Below are 17876 nucleotides of genomic sequence, written 5' to 3'. Positions count from 1 at the left end.
GCATGGATGACTTTCAGGCATTGGTCGCCCGCCAGGGCGAGGACGGCATCACTGCGACGGTGGAGGCCCTCGGCGAATCGGACCTGCCACCGGGCGACGTGACGATCCGGGTCGCCTACTCCAGCGTCAACTTCAAGGACGCGTTGGCGCTGACGCCCAACGGCGGCGTGGTGCGCGATTATCCGATCGTGCCCGGCATCGACCTCACCGGCGAGGTCGTGCAGTCGTCCTCCGACCAGTTCGCCGTCGGCGATCTGGTCTTGGCCCATGGTTACGAGATCGGCACCGGCCGCCACGGTGGCTACGCCGAGTACGCCAGGGTGCCAGCCGACCAGATCGTGGCGCTGGGCCCGCTGACGCCCCACGAGGGGGCCGCAATCGGCACCGCAGGCTTCACGGCGGCCATGAGCGTGCAGGCGCTGATCGCCCGCGGAATCGACCCCTCGGACGGGCCGATCGTCGTGACCGGTGCCACGGGCGGTGTGGGATCGGTCGCGGTGGACCTGCTGTCGGCAGCGGGCTACGAGGTGGTGGCGTCGACCGGCAAACCCGAGGCCACCGATCGGCTCAAGGACCTCGGCGCCGCCGACGTCATCCCCCGGCTGCCCGCCGACCCCGACGCCAAGCCACGGCCGCTGGGCAAGACCCGCTGGGCGGGTGCCGTCGATTGCGTCGGGGGTGCGACCCTCGCCGACGTCCTCAGCACGGTCTCCTACGGCGGTGCAGTGGCTGCCAGCGGGCTCACGGGTGGGTCGGCCCTGCACACCACCGTGCTGCCGTTCATCCTGCGCGGCATCGCGCTACTGGGCATGGATTCGGTGATGATGCCCATCGGCCCGCGTCGCGAGCTGTGGGCGCTACTCGGTGGTTCGCTCAAGCCGCGGCGGCTCCCCCAGATCACCCAGGACGTCGACGTGAAGGACGTCGTCGAGGTGATCGATCGGGTGCGGGAGGGCAAGTTCTCGGGTCGAGCGGTGGTGCGGGTGGCGGGCGGGTTCTGAGCGCGCCCGCCACCCGGACCACTCAGAGCAGGTGGCTGATGAGGTCGGGTTTCATCTGCTGCAGCTGCGATCCCCAATACGGCCAGTCGTGCGTACCGTTGTCCGGGAAGTTGAAGACCGCGTTCTTGCCGCCGTCGGCGATGTAGGTGTCCTGGAACGTCCTGTTGGTGCGGATGGTCAGACCCTCGAGGAACTTGGCGGGCACGTTGTTGCCACCGAGATCGCTGGGGGTGCCGTTGCCGCAGTAGACCCAGAGCCGGGTGTTGTTGTTGACCAGCTGCTGGATGTTCACCATCGGGTCGTTGCGCTTCCAGGCGCTGTTCGGGTCCTCCGTGGCGCCCCACATGTCGTTGGCCTTGTAGCCACCGGCGTCACCCATCGAGATGTTGATCAGGAACGGCCACGATCCCTCGGACGGGTTCAAGAAGCCCGACAGCGAACCGGCGTAGATGAACTGCTGGGGGTGATAGATCGCCAGGGTCATCGATGCCGAGCCGGCCATCGACAGACCGATGGCCGCGCTGCCCGTGGGCTTGACCTGCTTCTCGGAGGCCAGGTAATTCGGCAGCTCCGAGGTCAGGAACGTCTCCCACTTGTAGGTCTGGCAGCCGGACTTGCCGCACGCCGGCTGGTACCAGTCGCTGTAGAAGCTGGACTGGCCACCGACCGGCATCACGATCGACAGCCCGGAGTCGAGGTACCACTCGAAGGCCTGGGTGTTGATGTCCCAGCCGTTGAAGTCGTCCTGCGCGCGCAGACCGTCCAGCAGGTAGACCGCGGGCGAATTCGGGCCGCCGCTCTGGAATTGCACCTTGATGTCGCGGCCCATCCCCGCCGACGGCACCATCAGGTACTCCACGGGAAGACCGGGACGGGAGAACGCCCCCGCCGTCGCACTGCCCCCTACCGCGCCGATCATGCCCGGCAGCAGAACAACCGCCATGGTCGCCATCAGTAGTCGGCGCGCCCAGCGCCCGAGAATTCCGTCAACGAACATCTACGAATCCATCCAGTTCCTGTTACGGGTCAACCGTCGACTCCTGCGATGCTAGATCGCCCAAAGCGGCGGCGGGATCACCCGACAGCCGCGCCCGCGCCGCGTGAGCGGGCGGACCTCTGTATTGATTTGTCGACACGAAGTAAAACATGTGGCAAGCATCACCAGCCACCCAGTCCGGGGGCGAGTCGACTGACGCGAGCGTCAGCCGACCGGCGTCTCAGCGCCGTAAGCTGCAGGTCATGGCCCGTTCCTCCAGTCCAGCTGGCAACCGTCTCGGACTCGACGACTGGATTCGCGCGGGCTACGAAATCGTGGCCGAGGAAGGCCTAGTGGCACTCAAGATCGACCGGTTGTGCGACCGCCTCGGCGTGACCAAGGGCAGCTTCTACTGGCACTTCGACGGCATGCCGAGCTACCGCGCCGCGCTCGTCGCATCCTGGGGAACCCTGCGTGACGACGACCGTACGACGGTCGACGAGCTGGACCGGATGGCGCCTCGGGAGCGCCTGTCGGCGATGATGTCGGCTCTGGTCAGCCCCCGGCACTGGACGCTGGAGCGGGCGATGCGGGAGTGGGCGCGCTCGGACGAAGCGGTCGCCCAGAGCGTGCGTGCGGCGGACCGGCGGTTGCTACGGGCCGTGCGTCAGGCCTTCCTGGACCACGGCTTCGACGATGACGAGGCCGACCTGCGGGCCAACGCCACCTTTGCCGCCGGGATCGGGTTCCTGCACCTGTCCGGGCCGACCCCCGATGCACGTCAAGCAGCCCGTAGCGAGCGCTTCCTGGACCTCATGCTGACTCCGTGATCCGCTCTCCATACTTTTTAGTATGGTAGCGTCGCGCGGCATGCAGCCCACCGACGGCATCACCGATGAATTCGTCGATCGTCTGGCCGACCGCGCCCGCGAGGCGGAGCAGTTGCGCCGCCTGCCCGACGCCACGCTCGCCGAGGTGCGCGCCTGCGGCCTGACAGATCTCCTGGTGCCCCATCGCTTCGGCGGCCAGCAGGCCGACTTCCCCGCGCTGCTCGATCCCGTCCGGCGGATGGCTCACGGCTGCACCTCCAGCGCGTGGACCATCGGTTTCTACGCCCTGCACAACTGGATGCTGGCGCTGTTCGACGAACAGGCGCAGGCCGAGGCCTTCGCGACCCGGCCGTTCCTGGCGCCCGCTCCGCTGGCACCCAGCGGCCGCGGCCTGCCCGCCAACGGGGGCATCCGGCTGTCCGGGCGGTGGTCGTGGGCAACGGGGGTGATGGCGGGCAACTGGCTGATGGTGGGCGCCCTGTGCGGACCAGACGACGCCATCTACCCCGCCATGGCCCTGCTGCCCGCCGGCGACTTCGTCGTGGAGGACGTCTGGCACACCGACGGGATGCGGGGCACCGGCTCCAACGACGTCGTGGTCACGGACGCCTTCGTGCCGGAGCACCGACTCGTCCGCGTGATCGACGTCTACCGCGGCACCGCGCCCGGTGCGGGCCTGCACGACTCGGCGACCTATCGCTGGCCGCTGGTGCCCGCCCTCGCACTGCTGGCGGCGATGCCCGCGCTCGGCAGCGCCGAGCGGGTGCTCGAGCTTTATGCCGAGCGGCTGGCGGGGCGAACATTGGCCTACGAGGGGGTCAAGCAGCGCGACAAGCCGATCGCCCAGGCCCATCTGGGCGAGGCGGCCGTGCGTCTGCGGGCCCTGCGGGCACTGCTCGCCGACACCGTCGGCACCATCGGGGACATCGTCGAGGCGGGTGATGCGGTACCCATGGCGGTACGCGGCGACGCCCGGCTGGCGGCCGCTCACCTCGTGCACGAGTCGCGCGCGGTGATCGCGGCGTTGACCGAAGCCTCCGGAGCGAGCGCCCACTTCCTCGACAGTCCCCTGCAACGCTTCAAACGCGACGTCGACGTGATCTCCGGTCACGTCGTCTTCGACTACGACACCAGCCGCGAACTCGCCGGAGCGCTAAACCTCGGGATGAGCGTCCCGCCGACGGCGATGGTCTGAGACCCGGCCTCGTCGAGGCCTTGCTCCGGCACGAACATAAAAGTAACGTCAGTTTCAGTTTGCACCGTCACCGATGACAGGGGAGACAGTCATGGAATCGTTCGTCCACCTCCGCAAGGGCAGGACGCCACGGCGCCTGCACGCCGACCTCGACGGGCTCAAGGACGACGAACTCGGTCGCGGCGGATTCACCGGCCGAACCGCCAACATCTACCGGCGCCACGATCCGACGGCATTTCGAACGGTTGGACCGTTGCGCCCCGTCGACGTGCTGTCCACCGAGCTCAAACCCAGTGACGCCACCGACGCCAACGGCGGTCCCCTTCTGATGTTCTCCAACGCCGACTGCCTGGTACTGCTGTCGGCGCGCACCGAGCCCATGCCCCATTTCGTGCGCTACGTCGACGGCGACGTCCTGTTCTTCGTGCATCAGGGTGCCGGACTGCTCGAGACCGAATTCGGTCCGCTGCGCTACCGCCCCGGCGACTGGGTCTACGTGCCGAAGGCATGCACGTGGCGGCAGGTGCCCGACCCCGGCGAGGCCGGAGCGACGACGCTGCTGATGATCCAGGCCACCGACGAGTTCCGGGTGCCGCCGCCCGCACAGCTGGGCCGGCACTTCCCCTTCGACCCCTCGCAAGCCGTCATTCCGGAGCCCGCACCGATCGACGACGGCGACGGGCCGCACCACGACGGCGAGTACGAGGTCCGGTTGATCCACGAGGGTGGCCCGACGTCGCTGTTCTACCAACACCATCCACTCGACGTCGAAGGCTGGCGCGGGGACAACTTCGCGTTCACCTTCAACATCGCCGACTACAACGTCGTGACCTCGGACAGTGTGCACCTCCCCCCGACCGTGCACCTGTTCATGCAGGCCACCGGCGTGTACGTGATGAACTTCCTGCCCAAGCGGGCCGAGTCCGTACCGGGAACCGAGCGCACGCCGTGGTATCACCGCAATGTGGACTTCGACGAGATCGCGTTCTTCCACAGCGGCTCGCTGTACGGGATCCCCATGCCACCGGGACTGATCTCGCATGCGCCGCAGGGCGTTCACCACGGCGCGCCGGAGAAGGCCCGCGAGCGCGCCCGTCGCAAGTTCGACGAGTACGACCGGGTGGACTGGTCGGTGATCGCCATCGACACCCGCCGTCGCCTGGTCCCCTCGGCCGAGGTGCTGGCCAACGATCTTGGACAGCACCAGTGACGACGACGGCGAAGCCGGTCGCGTTCGACTACGAGCGCATCCCGTATCTGATTGCCTACCAGAATGATTCGGCGGTTCGCGACGTCTATGGCGGCGTCGCCGATCTCGTCGTGCTGGAGAGCTACCTGCTCAAGCCCAAGGACAGGCCTTCGGACACCGTGCTGGTGTTCATGCATCCGATCGGCGGTGGCGCGTACCTACCCATGATCAATGCCCTGGCCCGCGCCGGCAATCACGTCATCTACTGCAACAGCCGCTTCCGTGGCACCGACTCGGCGCTGCTGATGGAGAAGGTCGTCGAGGACCTCGGGCAGTGCATCTCCGACGCCAAGAACCGGCTCGGTTACGCCAAGGTGGTGCTCGCCGGCTGGAGTGGCGGTGGCTCGCTGTCGGTCTTCTACCAGCAGCAGGCGCAGCATCCGACGATCACCGCCAGCCCGTCCGGTGACGGCCCGGATCTGACCAAGCTCGACCTCATCCCCGCCGACGGCATCATGCTGCTGGCTGCCCACATCAGCAGGCACGGCACCATGACCGAGTGGATGGACGCCTCCATCCTCGACGAGTCCGATCCGTCCAGGCGCGATCCCGAACTGGACCTGTACGACCCGGCCAACCCCAATCAACCGCCGTACACCCAGGAATTCCTGGAGCGCTACCACGCGGCGCAGATCGCCAGGAATCGCCGAATCACGGCCTGGGTCAAGGACAAACTGGCCGAGCTGAAGAACGCGGGGCGTCCCGACGACGAGTTCGCCTTCGTCGTGCACGGCACCATGGCCGACCCGCGGTGGCTGGATCCGACGGTCGACCCCAACGACCGCACGCCCGGCACCTGCTACCTGGGCGACCCACGGGTGGTGAACAACTCCCCCGTCGGGTTGGCGCGCTTCTGCACGCTGCGCAGCTGGCTCTCGCAGTGGAGTTACGACGACGCCAACGGCGATGCCTTGAAGGCCGGACCCGACGTCGCGGTGCCCACCCTGGTGATCGGCAACCTCGCCGACGATGCGTGTACGCCCAGCCACACCCGGCGGCTCTTCGAGGCGATCGGGCACCCGGACAAGGAGATGTACGAGATCGCAGGCGCCAACCACTACTACGCGGGCCAGGATCAGCGCGGCACGCTGCGTGAGGCCGTCGGCGTCGTCACCGACTGGCTGCGGCGCCATGGGTTCGCGCCATGACTCCCACGGGCCCACTGGACGGCATCCGGGTCATCGAGGTCGGCACACTGATCTCGGGGCCCTTCGCCGGGCGACTGCTTGGCGACATGGGTGCCGAGGTCATCAAGATCGAGCCGCCGGGCGCTCCCGACCCGCTGCGCACCTGGGGGCAGGCCGAGGTCGACGGACACCACTTCTTCTGGACGGTCCATGCCCGCAACAAGAAGGCCGTCACCCTCAACCTCCGCACGCCCAGGGGCCGCGAGTTGTTCCTGGATCTGGTCGAGCGCTCCGACGTCATCGTGGAGAACTTCCGGCCGGGCACCCTGGAGAAGTGGGACTTGGGTTACGACGTTCTGCGGCAACGCAACCGGGGGATCATCCTGGTGCGCGTCTCGGGTTACGGGCAGACCGGTCCAGAGGCGCTCAAGGCCGGTTACGCCTCGGTCGCCGAGGCGGCCAGCGGGCTGCGCCACATGAACGGCTTCCCGGGCGGGCCGCCCCCGCGCCTGGCCTTGTCCCTTGGCGACAGCCTTGCCGGGATGTTCGCCGCGCAGGGCGCATTGGCTGCCCTGTACCGCCGCACCGTCACCGGTGAGGGTCAGGTCGTCGACACGGCGTTGACCGAATCCTGTTTGGCCGTGCAGGAATCCACCATCCCCGACTACGACGTCGGCGGCGTGGTGCGGGGGCCGTCGGGCACCCGGCTGGAAGGCATCGCGCCCTCGAACATCTACCGCAGCGCCGACGGCAGCTGGGTGGTGATCGCGGCCAACCAGGACACGGTGTTCCGCCGACTGTGCGCGGCGATGAGCCAACCCGAGCTAGCCGACGATGCCAGGTTCCGGGACCACGTCGCGCGCGGTCGCAACCAGGACGAGCTCGACCAGATCATCGGTGACTGGGCCGGGCGGCGCCAGCCCGGTGACATCATCGAGACGCTGGGCGCGGCCGGGGTGATCAGCGGGCCGATCAACACCGTCGCCGAGGTCGTGACCGACCCCCAACTGCTGTCCAGGGGCATGATCGCCGACCACTACGACGAACGGATCGGACGCAACGTTAAGGGGCCCGGGGTGGTGCCGGTACTGTCCGAGTCACCAGGAACCATCCGCACTGCGGGTTCGCTCGCGCCGGGCCAGCACAACACCGAGGTGTACGGCGATCTGCTGGGCAGGTGCGCCGACGAACTCGAGACCCTGCGGTCGGAGGGAGTGCTGTGACGGACACACTCGCAGACCACGTCACCATCCGCGAGGTCTGCCTGCGCGATGGACTGCAGATCGAGACCCCGATCCCGTTGTCCGCCAAGCTCGAACTGCTCGAGGCCGTCGTGGCGACCGGGGTGCGCGAGGTCGAGGCGACGGCGTTCGTCTCACCGTCGAAGGTGCCCGCGCTCGCCGACGCCGCCGCCCTGGCCGCCGAATTGCCCCGCTTCCGGGAAGCCCACGGAGTCCAGTTCTCGGCGCTGGTCGCCGGCACCGGCGGGGCCGGCCGGGCGATCGCCGCAGGCATGGAGTCGATCGAGTACGTGGTGTCCGCGGCCGACGGTCACAGCCGCGCCAACGTCGGCCGCTCCACTGCCGAGTCCACCGACATGATCGCCGACATCGCGCGGATCGCCCACGAGAGCGGCGCGACGATCGAGGTGATCGTCGCGACCGCGTGGGACTGTCCCTTCGACGGCCCGACCGACCCGCGACGGGTGCTGGACGTGGCCACCGCGGCCGTCGAGATCGGGGTCGACAGGATCGCGATCGCCGACACGATCGGCACCGCAACGCCGCGACGGGTCACCGACCTCGTCGCGCTGATCCAGCCGATCATCGGCACCCTGCCGCTCGGCGCGCACTTCCACGACACCCGCGGCGCGGGACTGGCAAGCGCGTACGCCGCCGTCATCGCGGGGGTCCGGCGACTCGACGCCTCCGTCGGCGGGCTCGGCGGTTGTCCCTTCGCCCCTGGCGCCAGCGGCAACATCGCCACCGAGGACCTGGTCTACCTGTTGCGCGACAGCGGTATCGGCGTCGACGTCGATCTTCGCTCGGCGATCCACGCCGCCGAGGTCGCCAGGGCGGCCGTCGGTCACGAGCTGCCGAGCGCGCTGCTGCGCGCCGGCGACCGAATCCTGAACTGAGCGCGCGCATGCCCGCCACCTCGCTCACCCCCAAGGGCCGCCAGACCCGGGACGCCATCGAGTCGGCTGCGCGAAAACTGTTCGCCGAGCGTGGCTTCCACGGGACCACGCTGACCGAGATCACCTCGGCGGCGGGCAGGTCCCCCGCCGCCTTCTACCGGTACTACAGCGACAAGGAAGACCTGCTCGCCGTGCTGGCCGACTCGTTCCTGCGGGACGTGGTCGCCCCGCTGGGCGCTCAGGTGCACCTGCCCGACTCCGCGGAGGACACCGAGTTCTTCACGTCTGCGGTGACGGGCTACTGGAACATGTTCAAGCAGAACATCGGGATCATGGTCGCCGTCGACCAGCTGGCATCGGTGCAGCCGCGATTCACCATACTGCAGAACGAATTTCGGCGTTTCGGTATCGATATCGTGCGCGCCTCGGTGCTGCGCGCCCAGGAACAGGGCTACGGAGCCGATCTCGATCCCGAGCACACCGCGCTGGCGATCTCCCTGCTCTTCGAGCGGTTCACCACGGTGTACCTGCGCGAGGACACCGCCAGGCTTGGGGTGACGAACACCGACGAGAACGCCGTGCGCACCCTGTCGACGATTTGGATGAAGACGCTCTACGGGTCTTGATGGTTGCACCTCGAGAAGGGAATCAGTGTGGATTTCGCCTTGCCAGAACATCTTCCGGGCCTGCTCGCCGAGATGGACGCGTTCATCGACTCGCAGATCGTGCCGCTGGAGCGCGAACACATGCAGTACTTCGATCAGCGGCGGGAGCATGCCCGTACCGACTGGGAGCACGGCGGCATCCCCCAGCGGGCCTGGGAGGACCTCCTCGACGAGATGCGCCTCCGCGCCGACGCAGCGGGCTGGCTGCGCTATGGACTGCCCGCCCAGTTCGGCGGCCGCGACGGCACCAACCTGGACATGGCCGTCATCCGCGAGCATCTGGCGCACCGAGGGCTGGGCCTGCACAACGACCTTCAGGACGAGTCGTCGATCGTCGGCAACTTCCCGCAGGTCATCATGATGGACCGGTTCGGCACCGACGCGCAGAAGCGGGACTGGGTCGAGGCGCTGCTGACGGGCTCGCGGTCGATGGCGTTCGGACTCACCGAGCCGAACCACGGTTCCGATGCCACCTGGATGGAGACCACCGCCGAACTCGTCGGCGACGAGTGGGTGATCAACGGGGCCAAGCGGTGGAACACCGGTGTGCATCGGGCCACCCACGACCTGGTCTTCGCGCGAACGTCCGGACGGGCCGGACAGGCAACCGGGATCACGGCGTTCCTGGTGCCATGCGACGCGCCCGGTTTCACCGTGCCGTTCTACTGGTGGACGTTCAACATGCCAACCGACCACGCCGAGGTGGAACTCAAGGACGTCCGGGTGCCGCTCGACGCGGTCCTCGGCGAGGTGGACCACGGTCTGGAGGTGGGCCAGACCTTTCTGCACGAGAACAGGATTCGGCAAGCCGCCAGCAGCCTCGGCGCGGCCCAGTACTGCATCGACCGCGCTGCCGGCTACGCCTCCGAGCGCATCGTGTTCGGCAAGCCGCTGTCGGTGAACCAAGCGGTGCAGTGGCCACTGGTGGAGCTGCAGACCGAGGCGCAGATGGTGCGTCTGCTGGTCTACTATGCCGCCTGGCACCTGGACCGCGACCACCACATGGAGGTCAGCGACAAGGTGTCGATGGCCAACTACCGCGCCAACCGCCTGGTGTGCGAGGCCGCCGACCGCGCCATGCAGGTGCACGGCGGCATCGGCTACAGCCGCCATGAGCCGTTCGAGCACATCTACCGGCATCATCGTCGCTATCGGATCACCGAGGGCGCGGAGGAGATCCAGATCCGCCGGGTAGCGCAGCGGCTGTTCGGGTTCGGCCGCTCGGCCCGCCCACGCGAGGAACCGAGCGCGTGAGCGTCGATGCCACCGCCCTCGAGAGCGTCCTGGCACCGGAGCTCGGTGACGTTCGGGTCGCGAACCTGCGCATGCTCACCGGTGGCGCGAGCCGCACCACGTTGGCGTTCGACGTCGACGGTGCGGATGGTCCACGCACCTTGATCCTGCGCATCGGGCCGCCGGACGAGATTCACGCGAGCATGGAACTGGAGGCCGCGGCACTGAGGCGGGCCGCCGTTCGGGGTGCTCCCGTTCCCCACGTGGTGGTGGCCAGCAATTCCGCTGCCGCACTTGGCAACCCGTTTCTGGTGTGTGACTTCGTCGGCGGGGAGACCATCGTACGGCGAATCCAGCGAGCGCTCGACGACGTCTCCCGGGCCGACCTGCTGCGGCAGTGCGCGGTGGCGCTGGCCGAGATCCACCGGGCGGACCCCGCAGGCATCGGTCTCGAAGACTCCGATCCGCTCGAGGAATCGCACGCTCAGCTCGACGAGATGGGTGATACCACGGCCACCTTCGAGTGGGCGTTCCGGTGGTTGGCCGCCAATCGACCGCCACCCTCGTCGAACGTCCTGGTGCACGGCGACTTTCGGATGGGCAACCTCATCGTCGACACCGGTGTGCGCCCGGCCCGAATGGCGGCGGTGCTGGACTGGGAGCTCGTCCACCGCGGGGAGATCTACGAGGACCTGGCCTGGTTCTGCATCCGGGCGTGGCGCTTCGGCGCTCCAGTGGCACTCGGGGCAGGCGGGCTCGGGAGCATCGAGGACTTCCTGCGCGCCTACGAATCCACCGCCGGCATGGCGCTGGACCGCGTAGCGATGCACTGGTGGCTGGTGCTCTCGACACTGCGCTGGGGCGTGATCTGCCGCTATCAGGCCGAGCGCCACCTCTCGGGGCAGACTCGATCGGTCGAGCTCGCGGCCATCGGACGTCGCGTCTGCGAGACCGAGTTCGACCTGCTCACCCTTCTGGAGGCGCGATGACTGAGCTTTACGGCCGTCCGTCGGCCGCCGAACTGGTGGCCGCGGTGGCCGAGTTCCTGGAATCCGACGTCCGGGACGCGACGACGGGGGCCGTCAACTTCCACGCGAGGGTGGCCGCCAACGCACTGCGCACCGTGGAGCGCGAACTGCTCGCCGAGGGCCCGCCACCAGATCTGCTTGGGTTCGACGATGAACGCGCCCTCGCGAGCGCCATTCGCCGCGGCGAGCTCGACGACCGCGGTGCCGAGGTCATGGCGACGCTGCGCACCCTGGTGGGCCGGCGGCTCGCCGTCTCCCATCCCGGATACGACCAACCGTAGGAGCAACCACGATGCCTGCCTCGCCGACCGACGTCGCGAACGCGCTCTTCGGCGCCATCGAACGCGGTGACCAATCCGCCGTCGGGGAACTCTGGGCCGCCGACGTCTCGGTGTGGCACAGCGGCGACACCGCCGACGACGACCGAACCCGCGCCCTCAAGGTGATCGGCTGGTTCATCCGGTCCACCACGACGCGGCGCTACGAGGTGCTGGACCGGCAAGTCTTCGACGGCGGCTTCGTCCAGCAGCACGTCCTGCACGCCGACGGGGTGAACGGCACGTCGATTGCGCTGCGCGTCTGCATCGTGGTCAAGATCGGCGCCGAGGGCTCGATCACTCGAATCGACGAGTACTTCGACCCGGCCGACGTCGCCCCGCTCCTGCGATGATCGGTGCCGGTCTCGGTCCGGTAACCCCGAACCCGATGTCATCGGCGCGTCCGCCGTCGTAGCATCGGCTGCGTGCCCCAGCCATCCCTGAAGATCCTGGTCTACAGCGATGACGCCCGCACCCGCGAACGGGTCCGCAGCGCGCTCGGCAAGCGGGTTCATCCCGACCTGCCGGAACTGGAGTACCTGGACGTCGCGACCGCACCGGTCGTCGTGGCGAACCTCGACCGCGGCGGCATCGACCTCGCGATCCTGGACGGCGAGGCCACTCCAGCCGGCGGGATGGGCTTGGCCAAGCAGCTGAAGGACGAAGTGGCGGACTGCCCGCCGATCCTGGTGCTCACCGGACGCCCCGACGACGCGTGGCTGGCCTCCTGGTCGCGGGCCGAGGCAGCCGTCCCGCACCCCATCGACCCGATCCGGCTCGGCGAGGCCGTGGCTGCGCTGCTGCGCCCAAGGACGCCCTGAACCAGCATGAAATAGCCTGACGCCGTTCGCTTCTCGCGACGAGCGGGCGACTATGCGTCGGCGCGCAGCTGCTTGATTCGATCCTAGCCAAAATGCTTCAAGGCGACCGTTAACGAGACTAAGCTGTGTCGTAGCTCACATCGATGGCCCAACGAGGGAGCGACACAGCGGTATGAACGCCTATCTACCCATCCTGGTTCTTGGAGCGATCGCGGCGGCATTCGCGATTGGTTCGGTCGGCATCGCGGTCCTGATCGGCCCGCGGCGCTACAACCGGGCCAAACTCGAGGCATACGAGTGCGGCATCGAACCCATTGCACCAGGGTCGCCGGGTGACCTGCAGACCGGCCAGCGCTTCCCGGTGAAGTACTACCTCACCGCGATGCTGTTCATCGTCTTCGACATCGAGATCGTGTTCCTCTACCCGTGGGCAGTGGCATTCGACTCGCTTGGGCTGTTCGCCGTCGTGGAGATGCTGCTGTTCATGCTCACCGTGTTCGTCGCCTACGCATACGTGTGGCGGCGCGGCGGACTCAGCTGGAACTGAGGCCGACGCATGGGACTAGAGGAACAGCTGCCCGGCGGCATCCTGCTGTCGACGCTGGAGAAGGTCGCCGGATACGTGCGCAAGGGGTCGTTGTGGCCCGCGACGTTCGGACTGGCATGCTGCGCCATCGAGATGATGGCCACGGCCGGTCCGCGTTTCGACATCGCCCGGTTCGGGATGGAACGCTTCTCCGCGACCCCGCGACAGGCCGATCTGATGATCGTCGCCGGACGGGTGAGCCAGAAGATGGCCCCGGTACTGCGCCAGGTGTATGACCAGATGGCCGAGCCCAAATGGGTTCTCGCCATGGGGGTGTGCGCATCGTCGGGCGGGATGTTCAACAACTACGCGATCGTCCAGGGCGTCGACCACATCGTGCCGGTCGACATCTACCTGCCGGGTTGCCCGCCACGCCCCGAGATGTTGCTCAATGCAATCCTGATGTTGCACGCCAAGATTCAGGACATGCCGCTGGGCGTCAACCGGGCCGAGGCCATCGCCGCGGCCGAGGAGGCCGCGCTCGCCTCGCGTCCGACGATCGAGCTCAAGGGACTGCTGCGCTCATGACGGGGACCAACGGCAACGGTGACGCTGCTGAGGTGATCGGCCGACGTCGCGGCATGTTCGGCGTAGAGGGCAGCGGCGACACCTCGGGTTACGGCCGGCTGGTCCGCGACGTCTCGCTACCCGGCAGTTCGCCGAGGCCCTACGGCGGCTACTTCGACGAGGTCGTCGACGCGCTGGCGGACGCGCTGGGCGATGACGTATTCGGCGGGGCGATCGAGCGCGTGGTGGTGTTTCGCGACGAGCTCACCCTCGAGGTGCGGCGTGAGCACCTGGTGGCCGTCGCTCAGGCCGTGCGCGATGACCCCGCCCTGAGATTCGAACTCTGCCTTGGCGTCTCCGGCGTGCACTACCCCGGTGACGCCGGCCGCGAATTGCACGCCGTCTACCCGCTGATGTCCATCACCCACAATCGCAGGATCCGTCTCGAGGTGGCCGCCCCCGACGCAGATCCCCACGTGCCGTCCCTCTTCTCGGTCTATCCGACCACCGATTGGCACGAGCGCGAGACCTATGACTTCTTCGGGATCGTCTTCGACGGGCACCCGTCCCTGACGCGCATCGAGATGCCGGACGACTGGGTGGGCCACCCGCAGCGCAAGGACTACCCGCTGGGTGGCATTCCCGTGGAGTACCACGGGGCCGAGATTCAACCGCCGGACGCCCGGAGGTCCTACAACTGATGACCGCCTCCAACAACCCGCCCGAAGAGCTCGTGGTCACGGTGGGCGGTGAAGACTGGCACCACGTGGTCGAAGCGGCCCGTGACAACGCCGTCGCCGGGGAACGCATCATCGTCAACATGGGCCCGCAGCACCCGTCCACCCACGGCGTCCTGCGCCTGATCCTGGAGATCGAAGGCGAGACGATCACCGAGATCCGCTGCGGAATTGGCTACCTGCACACCGGGATCGAGAAGAACCTCGAGTTCCGCAACTGGACCCAGGGCGTCACCTTCGTCACCCGAATGGACTACCTGTCACCGTTCTTCAACGAAACGGTCTACTGCCTGGGCGTCGAGAAGCTGCTCGACGTCACCGACGTGATTCCCGAACGCGCCAGCGTCATACGCGTGATGCTGATGGAGCTCAACAGAATCTCCAGCCATCTGGTGGCGCTGGCCACCGGCGGCATGGAACTCGGGTCCATGTCGGCCATGTTCTTCGGGTTCCGCGAACGCGAGCTGGTGCTGTCGATCTTCGAGACCATCACCGGACTTCGGATGAACCACGCCTACATCCGGCCCGGCGGCCTGGCCGCCGACCTGCCCGACGAGGCAATCCCCCAGCTCAAGGAACTGTTGACGCTGCTGCCAAAGCGGCTGCGGGACATGGAGAATCTGCTCAACGAGAACTACATCTGGAAGGCCCGCACCCAGGGGGTCGGCTACCTCGACCTGACCGGTTGCATGGCGCTGGGCATCACCGGCCCCTGCCTGCGGTCGACCGGGTTGCCCCACGATCTGCGACGCGCCCAGCCGTACTGCGGCTACGCGGACTACGAATTCGACGTCATCACGACCGACGAGTGCGATGCCTACGGCCGTTACATGATCCGGGTGCGCGAGATGCGCGAGTCGATCAAGATCGTGGAGCAGTGCCTGGACAAGCTGAAGCCTGGACCGGTGATGATCACCGACAAGAAGCTGGCCTGGCCCGCGGATCTGAAGCTCGGGCCCGACGGCCTCGGCAACTCGCCCGAACACATCGCCAAGATCATGGGCGGTTCGATGGAAGCCCTGATCCACCACTTCAAACTCGTCACCGAGGGCATTCGCGTGCCCGCCGGTCAGGTCTACGTCGCGGTCGAGTCACCGCGGGGCGAACTCGGCGTGCACATGGTCTCCGACGGTGGCACCCGGCCGTATCGCGTGCACTACCGCGACCCGTCGTTCACCAATCTTCAAGCGGTGGCGGCGATGTGCGAGGGCGGCATGGTGGCAGATGCGATCGCGGCGGTGGCGTCGATCGACCCGGTGATGGGCGGAGTGGACAGGTGAGCGTCGTCGATCTGCAGCTCGGGCCGCGACCCGACGAGCCGGGGCCACCGATATCGGCTGGGCCACGGCACTATACGGCCGAGGTGACCAGTCGGCTGGCGGCCGACGCGGCACTCGTCATCGCCAGGTATCCCCACCCTCGGTCGGCTCTGCTGCCCCTGCTGCACCTGGTACAGGCCGAGGACGGATACCTCACGCCCGCGGGTGTCGCGTTCTGCGCCGACCGACTCGATCTCACGCCCGCCGAGGTGACCGCGGTCGCGACGTTCTACTCGATGTACCGGCGTACCCCCACCGGGGACTACCTGGTCGGCGTGTGCACCAACACGCTGTGCGCGGTGATGGGAGGCGACGCGATCCTCGAGGTGCTCGAAGACCATCTGGGCCTTCACGCCGGGCAGACCACCGACGACGGCAAGATCACCCTGGAGCACGTCGAGTGCAACGCCGCCTGTGACTACGCGCCGGTGGTCATGGTCAACTGGGAGTTCTTCGACAACCAGACACCCACCTCGGCACGGGATCTCGTCGACGAACTGCGTTCGGGGGGACCCGTCACCCCGACGCGCGGTGCGCCGGTGTGCACGTTTCGCGAAACGGCCATGATCCTGGCCGGTTTCGCCGACCAGCGGCCCGGTGCCAACGACGCCCCCGCCGGTGACGCCACGCTGGCCGGGCTGCGAATAGCCCGCGAGCGCGGCATGACGGCACCCGAGGTCGGCGAATCCGGCACTACCGCAAGCGGACCCGACGACGAGCAGCTGACCAGGGAGGCCAAGCGCGAGGAGCCCGCCCCAGGCCCGTCGGCCGAGGTGCCCGCGAAGGACGGAGCCCCCGAATGACGTTGACGCCGGTGCTGAGCAGCTACTGGGACGAGCCGTCCTCGTGGACCTTGGACTGCTACCAGCGACATCACGGCTACGAGGCACTGCGGACCGCGCTTGCGATGGATCCCGACGCGGTGATCGACACCGTCAAGGACTCCGGGCTGCGCGGCCGGGGCGGGGCAGGGTTCCCGACCGGTCAGAAGTGGTCGTTCATTCCCCAGGAGCGGGGTGACCAGAAGACCGGGGGCGCCGCCGCCAAGCCGCACTATCTGGTGATCAACGCCGACGAGTCGGAGCCGGGCACCTGCAAGGACATGCCTCTGCTGCTGGCCACCCCGCACGTCCTCGTCGAGGGCGCGATCATCGCGGCGTACGCGATCCGGGCGCGCCATGCGTTCATCTACGTCCGTGGCGAGGTCCTGCCGGTGCTGCGCAGGCTGCAGACCGCCGTCGCCGAGGCCTACGAGGCAGGCTTCCTCGGCAGCGACATCCTCGGATCCGGCTTCGATCTGGACCTGATCGTGCACGCCGGGGCGGGCGCCTACATCTGCGGTGAGGAGACCGCACTGCTCGACTCGCTCGAGGGCCGCCGCGGTCAGCCCCGCCTGCGTCCGCCCTTTCCCGCGGTCGCCGGTCTCTACGCCTGTCCGACGGTGGTCAACAACGTCGAGTCGATCGCCAGTGTGCCCGCCGTCATCCGCGGCGGAGTCGACTGGTTCAAGTCGATGGGGTCGGAGAAGTCACCCGGGTTCACGCTCTACTCGCTGTCGGGTCACGTCACCACCCCGGGGCAGTACGAGGCGCCGCTTGGCATCACGCTGCGCGAGCTGCTCGACTACGCGGGCGGGGTGCGCGCCGGCCACCAGTTGAAGTTCTGGACCCCCGGTGGTTCGTCGACTCCGCTGCTGACCGCCGAACACCTGGACGTGCCACTGGATTACGAGGGCATGGCGGGCGTCGGCTCGATGCTCGGCACCAAGGCGCTGCAGATCTTCGACGAGACGACGTGCGTGGTGCGGGCCGTCCGCCGATGGACGCAGTTCTACGCCCACGAATCGTGCGGCAAGTGCACGCCGTGTCGCGAGGGCACCTACTGGCTGGCACAGATCTACGCCCGCCTCGAGGACGGCACCGGCCGACGCGAGGACGTGGACAAGTTGCTCGACATCGCCGACGCCATCTTCGGCAAGTCGTTCTGCGCGCTCGGCGACGGCGCGGCGAGCCCAATCCTGTCTTCGATCAAGTTCTTCCGCGATGAGTACGAGGCCCACCTCGGGGGTGGGTGCCCGTTCGACCCGCACGCTTCGATGCTGGCCACACCGGAAGGGGCGCTGTCATGACCGCGAGCAGACGCAAAGGG

At 67.9% G+C, this 17876-nt stretch carries 20 protein-coding genes; 19 read left to right on the top strand and 1 reads right to left on the bottom strand.

The window, feature by feature from the left end:
- Positions 1–2 precede the first annotated feature (2 nt).
- Positions 3–1001: an acrylyl-CoA reductase family protein gene (locus tag SBI80_RS04230; protein ID WP_318973154.1), complete on the top strand. Its 999-nt coding sequence runs from the start codon at positions 3–5 to the stop codon at positions 999–1001.
- Positions 1002–1023: 22 nt separating this feature from the next.
- Here the strand turns inward: SBI80_RS04230 and SBI80_RS04225 are convergent, their stop codons facing one another.
- A complete protein-coding gene (locus tag SBI80_RS04225; RefSeq protein WP_318973153.1) occupies positions 1024–1998 on the bottom strand; it encodes an esterase family protein in 975 nt (324 codons plus the stop codon).
- Positions 1999–2240: 242 nt separating this feature from the next.
- Between SBI80_RS04225 and SBI80_RS04220 the strand changes: the two genes are divergently transcribed.
- From SBI80_RS04220 to nuoF, 18 genes are all read left to right on the top strand, one after another.
- Positions 2241–2807 carry a TetR/AcrR family transcriptional regulator gene (locus SBI80_RS04220; protein ID WP_318973152.1) on the top strand — a complete coding sequence of 189 codons (567 nt, stop codon included), beginning with the start codon at positions 2241–2243 and terminating at the stop codon, positions 2805–2807.
- Between the two features lie 40 nt (positions 2808–2847).
- A complete protein-coding gene (locus SBI80_RS04215; protein WP_318973151.1) occupies positions 2848–4002 on the top strand; it encodes an acyl-CoA dehydrogenase family protein in 1155 nt (384 codons plus the stop codon).
- A gap of 91 nt (positions 4003–4093) precedes the next feature.
- Positions 4094–5212 (top strand): homogentisate 1,2-dioxygenase, encoded by a 1119-nt coding sequence (locus SBI80_RS04210; RefSeq protein WP_318973150.1) that lies wholly within the window; start codon positions 4094–4096, stop codon positions 5210–5212.
- Positions 5209–6399, top strand: coding sequence for an alpha/beta hydrolase family protein (locus tag SBI80_RS04205; protein WP_318973149.1), 1191 nt, complete (start codon positions 5209–5211; stop codon positions 6397–6399). The genes SBI80_RS04210 and SBI80_RS04205 overlap by 4 nt, the downstream gene beginning before the upstream one ends.
- Positions 6396–7601 carry a CaiB/BaiF CoA transferase family protein gene (locus tag SBI80_RS04200; RefSeq protein ID WP_318973148.1) on the top strand — a complete coding sequence of 402 codons (1206 nt, stop codon included), beginning with the start codon at positions 6396–6398 and terminating at the stop codon, positions 7599–7601. Before SBI80_RS04205 ends, SBI80_RS04200 begins: the two co-directional genes overlap by 4 nt.
- The gene (locus tag SBI80_RS04195; protein WP_318973147.1) at positions 7598–8515 is read left to right on the top strand and encodes a hydroxymethylglutaryl-CoA lyase; all 918 of its coding nucleotides are present in this window, start codon (positions 7598–7600) and stop codon (positions 8513–8515) included. Before SBI80_RS04200 ends, SBI80_RS04195 begins: the two co-directional genes overlap by 4 nt.
- 8 nt (positions 8516–8523) lie before the next feature.
- Positions 8524–9141, top strand: coding sequence for a TetR/AcrR family transcriptional regulator (locus SBI80_RS04190; protein ID WP_318973146.1), 618 nt, complete (start codon positions 8524–8526; stop codon positions 9139–9141).
- 27 nt (positions 9142–9168) lie between these two features.
- Positions 9169–10434, top strand: coding sequence for an acyl-CoA dehydrogenase family protein (locus tag SBI80_RS04185; RefSeq protein ID WP_318973145.1), 1266 nt, complete (start codon positions 9169–9171; stop codon positions 10432–10434).
- Positions 10431–11402, top strand: coding sequence for a phosphotransferase family protein (locus tag SBI80_RS04180; RefSeq protein ID WP_318973144.1), 972 nt, complete (start codon positions 10431–10433; stop codon positions 11400–11402). The genes SBI80_RS04185 and SBI80_RS04180 overlap by 4 nt, the downstream gene beginning before the upstream one ends.
- On the top strand, positions 11399–11722 hold the full coding sequence (locus tag SBI80_RS04175; protein ID WP_318973143.1) for a DUF6285 domain-containing protein: 324 nt from the start codon (positions 11399–11401) through the stop codon (positions 11720–11722). The genes SBI80_RS04180 and SBI80_RS04175 overlap by 4 nt, the downstream gene beginning before the upstream one ends.
- A gap of 11 nt (positions 11723–11733) precedes the next feature.
- Positions 11734–12111 carry a nuclear transport factor 2 family protein gene (locus tag SBI80_RS04170; RefSeq protein ID WP_318973142.1) on the top strand — a complete coding sequence of 126 codons (378 nt, stop codon included), beginning with the start codon at positions 11734–11736 and terminating at the stop codon, positions 12109–12111.
- Between the two features lie 72 nt (positions 12112–12183).
- Entirely contained in the window at positions 12184–12579 is a 396-nt protein-coding gene (locus SBI80_RS04165; RefSeq protein ID WP_318973141.1) for an Rv3143 family two-component system response regulator, read from the top strand.
- 172 nt (positions 12580–12751) lie between these two features.
- Positions 12752–13126: an NADH-quinone oxidoreductase subunit A gene (locus SBI80_RS04160; RefSeq protein ID WP_318973140.1), complete on the top strand. Its 375-nt coding sequence runs from the start codon at positions 12752–12754 to the stop codon at positions 13124–13126.
- A gap of 9 nt (positions 13127–13135) precedes the next feature.
- Complete coding sequence (locus SBI80_RS04155; RefSeq protein ID WP_318973139.1) at positions 13136–13693, top strand: NuoB/complex I 20 kDa subunit family protein; 558 nt, start codon at positions 13136–13138, stop codon at positions 13691–13693.
- Positions 13690–14373, top strand: a complete 684-nt coding sequence (locus SBI80_RS04150; protein ID WP_318973138.1) for an NADH-quinone oxidoreductase subunit C — start codon at positions 13690–13692, stop codon at positions 14371–14373. The genes SBI80_RS04155 and SBI80_RS04150 overlap by 4 nt, the downstream gene beginning before the upstream one ends.
- A complete protein-coding gene (gene nuoD / locus SBI80_RS04145; protein ID WP_318973137.1) occupies positions 14373–15689 on the top strand; it encodes an NADH dehydrogenase (quinone) subunit D in 1317 nt (438 codons plus the stop codon). Before SBI80_RS04150 ends, nuoD begins: the two co-directional genes overlap by 1 nt.
- On the top strand, positions 15686–16531 hold the full coding sequence (gene nuoE, locus SBI80_RS04140) for an NADH-quinone oxidoreductase subunit NuoE (protein ID WP_318973136.1): 846 nt from the start codon (positions 15686–15688) through the stop codon (positions 16529–16531). Before nuoD ends, nuoE begins: the two co-directional genes overlap by 4 nt.
- On the top strand, positions 16528–17856 hold the full coding sequence (gene nuoF / locus SBI80_RS04135; protein WP_318973135.1) for an NADH-quinone oxidoreductase subunit NuoF: 1329 nt from the start codon (positions 16528–16530) through the stop codon (positions 17854–17856). The genes nuoE and nuoF overlap by 4 nt, the downstream gene beginning before the upstream one ends.
- The last annotated feature ends 20 nt before the right edge of the window (positions 17857–17876 follow it).

The sequence above is a fragment of the Mycolicibacterium sichuanense genome, from assembly GCF_033741125.1.
In the GTDB taxonomy this organism is placed as follows: Bacteria; Actinomycetota; Actinomycetes; order Mycobacteriales; family Mycobacteriaceae; genus Mycobacterium.
Note: the sequence above shows the minus strand (reverse complement) of the source record. Positions and strands in the feature narration are given on the sequence as shown.

What these genes read in the sequence shown, in the direction of transcription:
- nuoD (WP_318973137.1), top strand. Translation starts at nt 14,373, where the DNA reads ATGACCGCCTCCAACAACCCGCCCGAAGAGCTCGTGGTCACGGTGGGC.
- SBI80_RS04210 (WP_318973150.1), top strand. Translation starts at nt 4,094, where the DNA reads ATGGAATCGTTCGTCCACCTCCGCAAGGGCAGGACGCCACGGCGCCTG.
- SBI80_RS04150 (WP_318973138.1), top strand. Translation starts at nt 13,690, where the DNA reads ATGACGGGGACCAACGGCAACGGTGACGCTGCTGAGGTGATCGGCCGA.
- SBI80_RS04155 (WP_318973139.1), top strand. Translation starts at nt 13,136, where the DNA reads ATGGGACTAGAGGAACAGCTGCCCGGCGGCATCCTGCTGTCGACGCTG.
- SBI80_RS04160 (WP_318973140.1), top strand. Translation starts at nt 12,752, where the DNA reads ATGAACGCCTATCTACCCATCCTGGTTCTTGGAGCGATCGCGGCGGCA.
- SBI80_RS04230 (WP_318973154.1), top strand. Translation starts at nt 3, where the DNA reads ATGGATGACTTTCAGGCATTGGTCGCCCGCCAGGGCGAGGACGGCATC.
- SBI80_RS04215 (WP_318973151.1), top strand. Translation starts at nt 2,848, where the DNA reads ATGCAGCCCACCGACGGCATCACCGATGAATTCGTCGATCGTCTGGCC.
- nuoF (WP_318973135.1), top strand. Translation starts at nt 16,528, where the DNA reads ATGACGTTGACGCCGGTGCTGAGCAGCTACTGGGACGAGCCGTCCTCG.
- SBI80_RS04175 (WP_318973143.1), top strand. Translation starts at nt 11,399, where the DNA reads ATGACTGAGCTTTACGGCCGTCCGTCGGCCGCCGAACTGGTGGCCGCG.
- SBI80_RS04200 (WP_318973148.1), top strand. Translation starts at nt 6,396, where the DNA reads ATGACTCCCACGGGCCCACTGGACGGCATCCGGGTCATCGAGGTCGGC.
- SBI80_RS04220 (WP_318973152.1), top strand. Translation starts at nt 2,241, where the DNA reads ATGGCCCGTTCCTCCAGTCCAGCTGGCAACCGTCTCGGACTCGACGAC.
- SBI80_RS04225 (WP_318973153.1), bottom strand. Translation starts at nt 1,998, where the DNA reads ATGTTCGTTGACGGAATTCTCGGGCGCTGGGCGCGCCGACTACTGATG.
- SBI80_RS04190 (WP_318973146.1), top strand. Translation starts at nt 8,524, where the DNA reads ATGCCCGCCACCTCGCTCACCCCCAAGGGCCGCCAGACCCGGGACGCC.
- SBI80_RS04170 (WP_318973142.1), top strand. Translation starts at nt 11,734, where the DNA reads ATGCCTGCCTCGCCGACCGACGTCGCGAACGCGCTCTTCGGCGCCATC.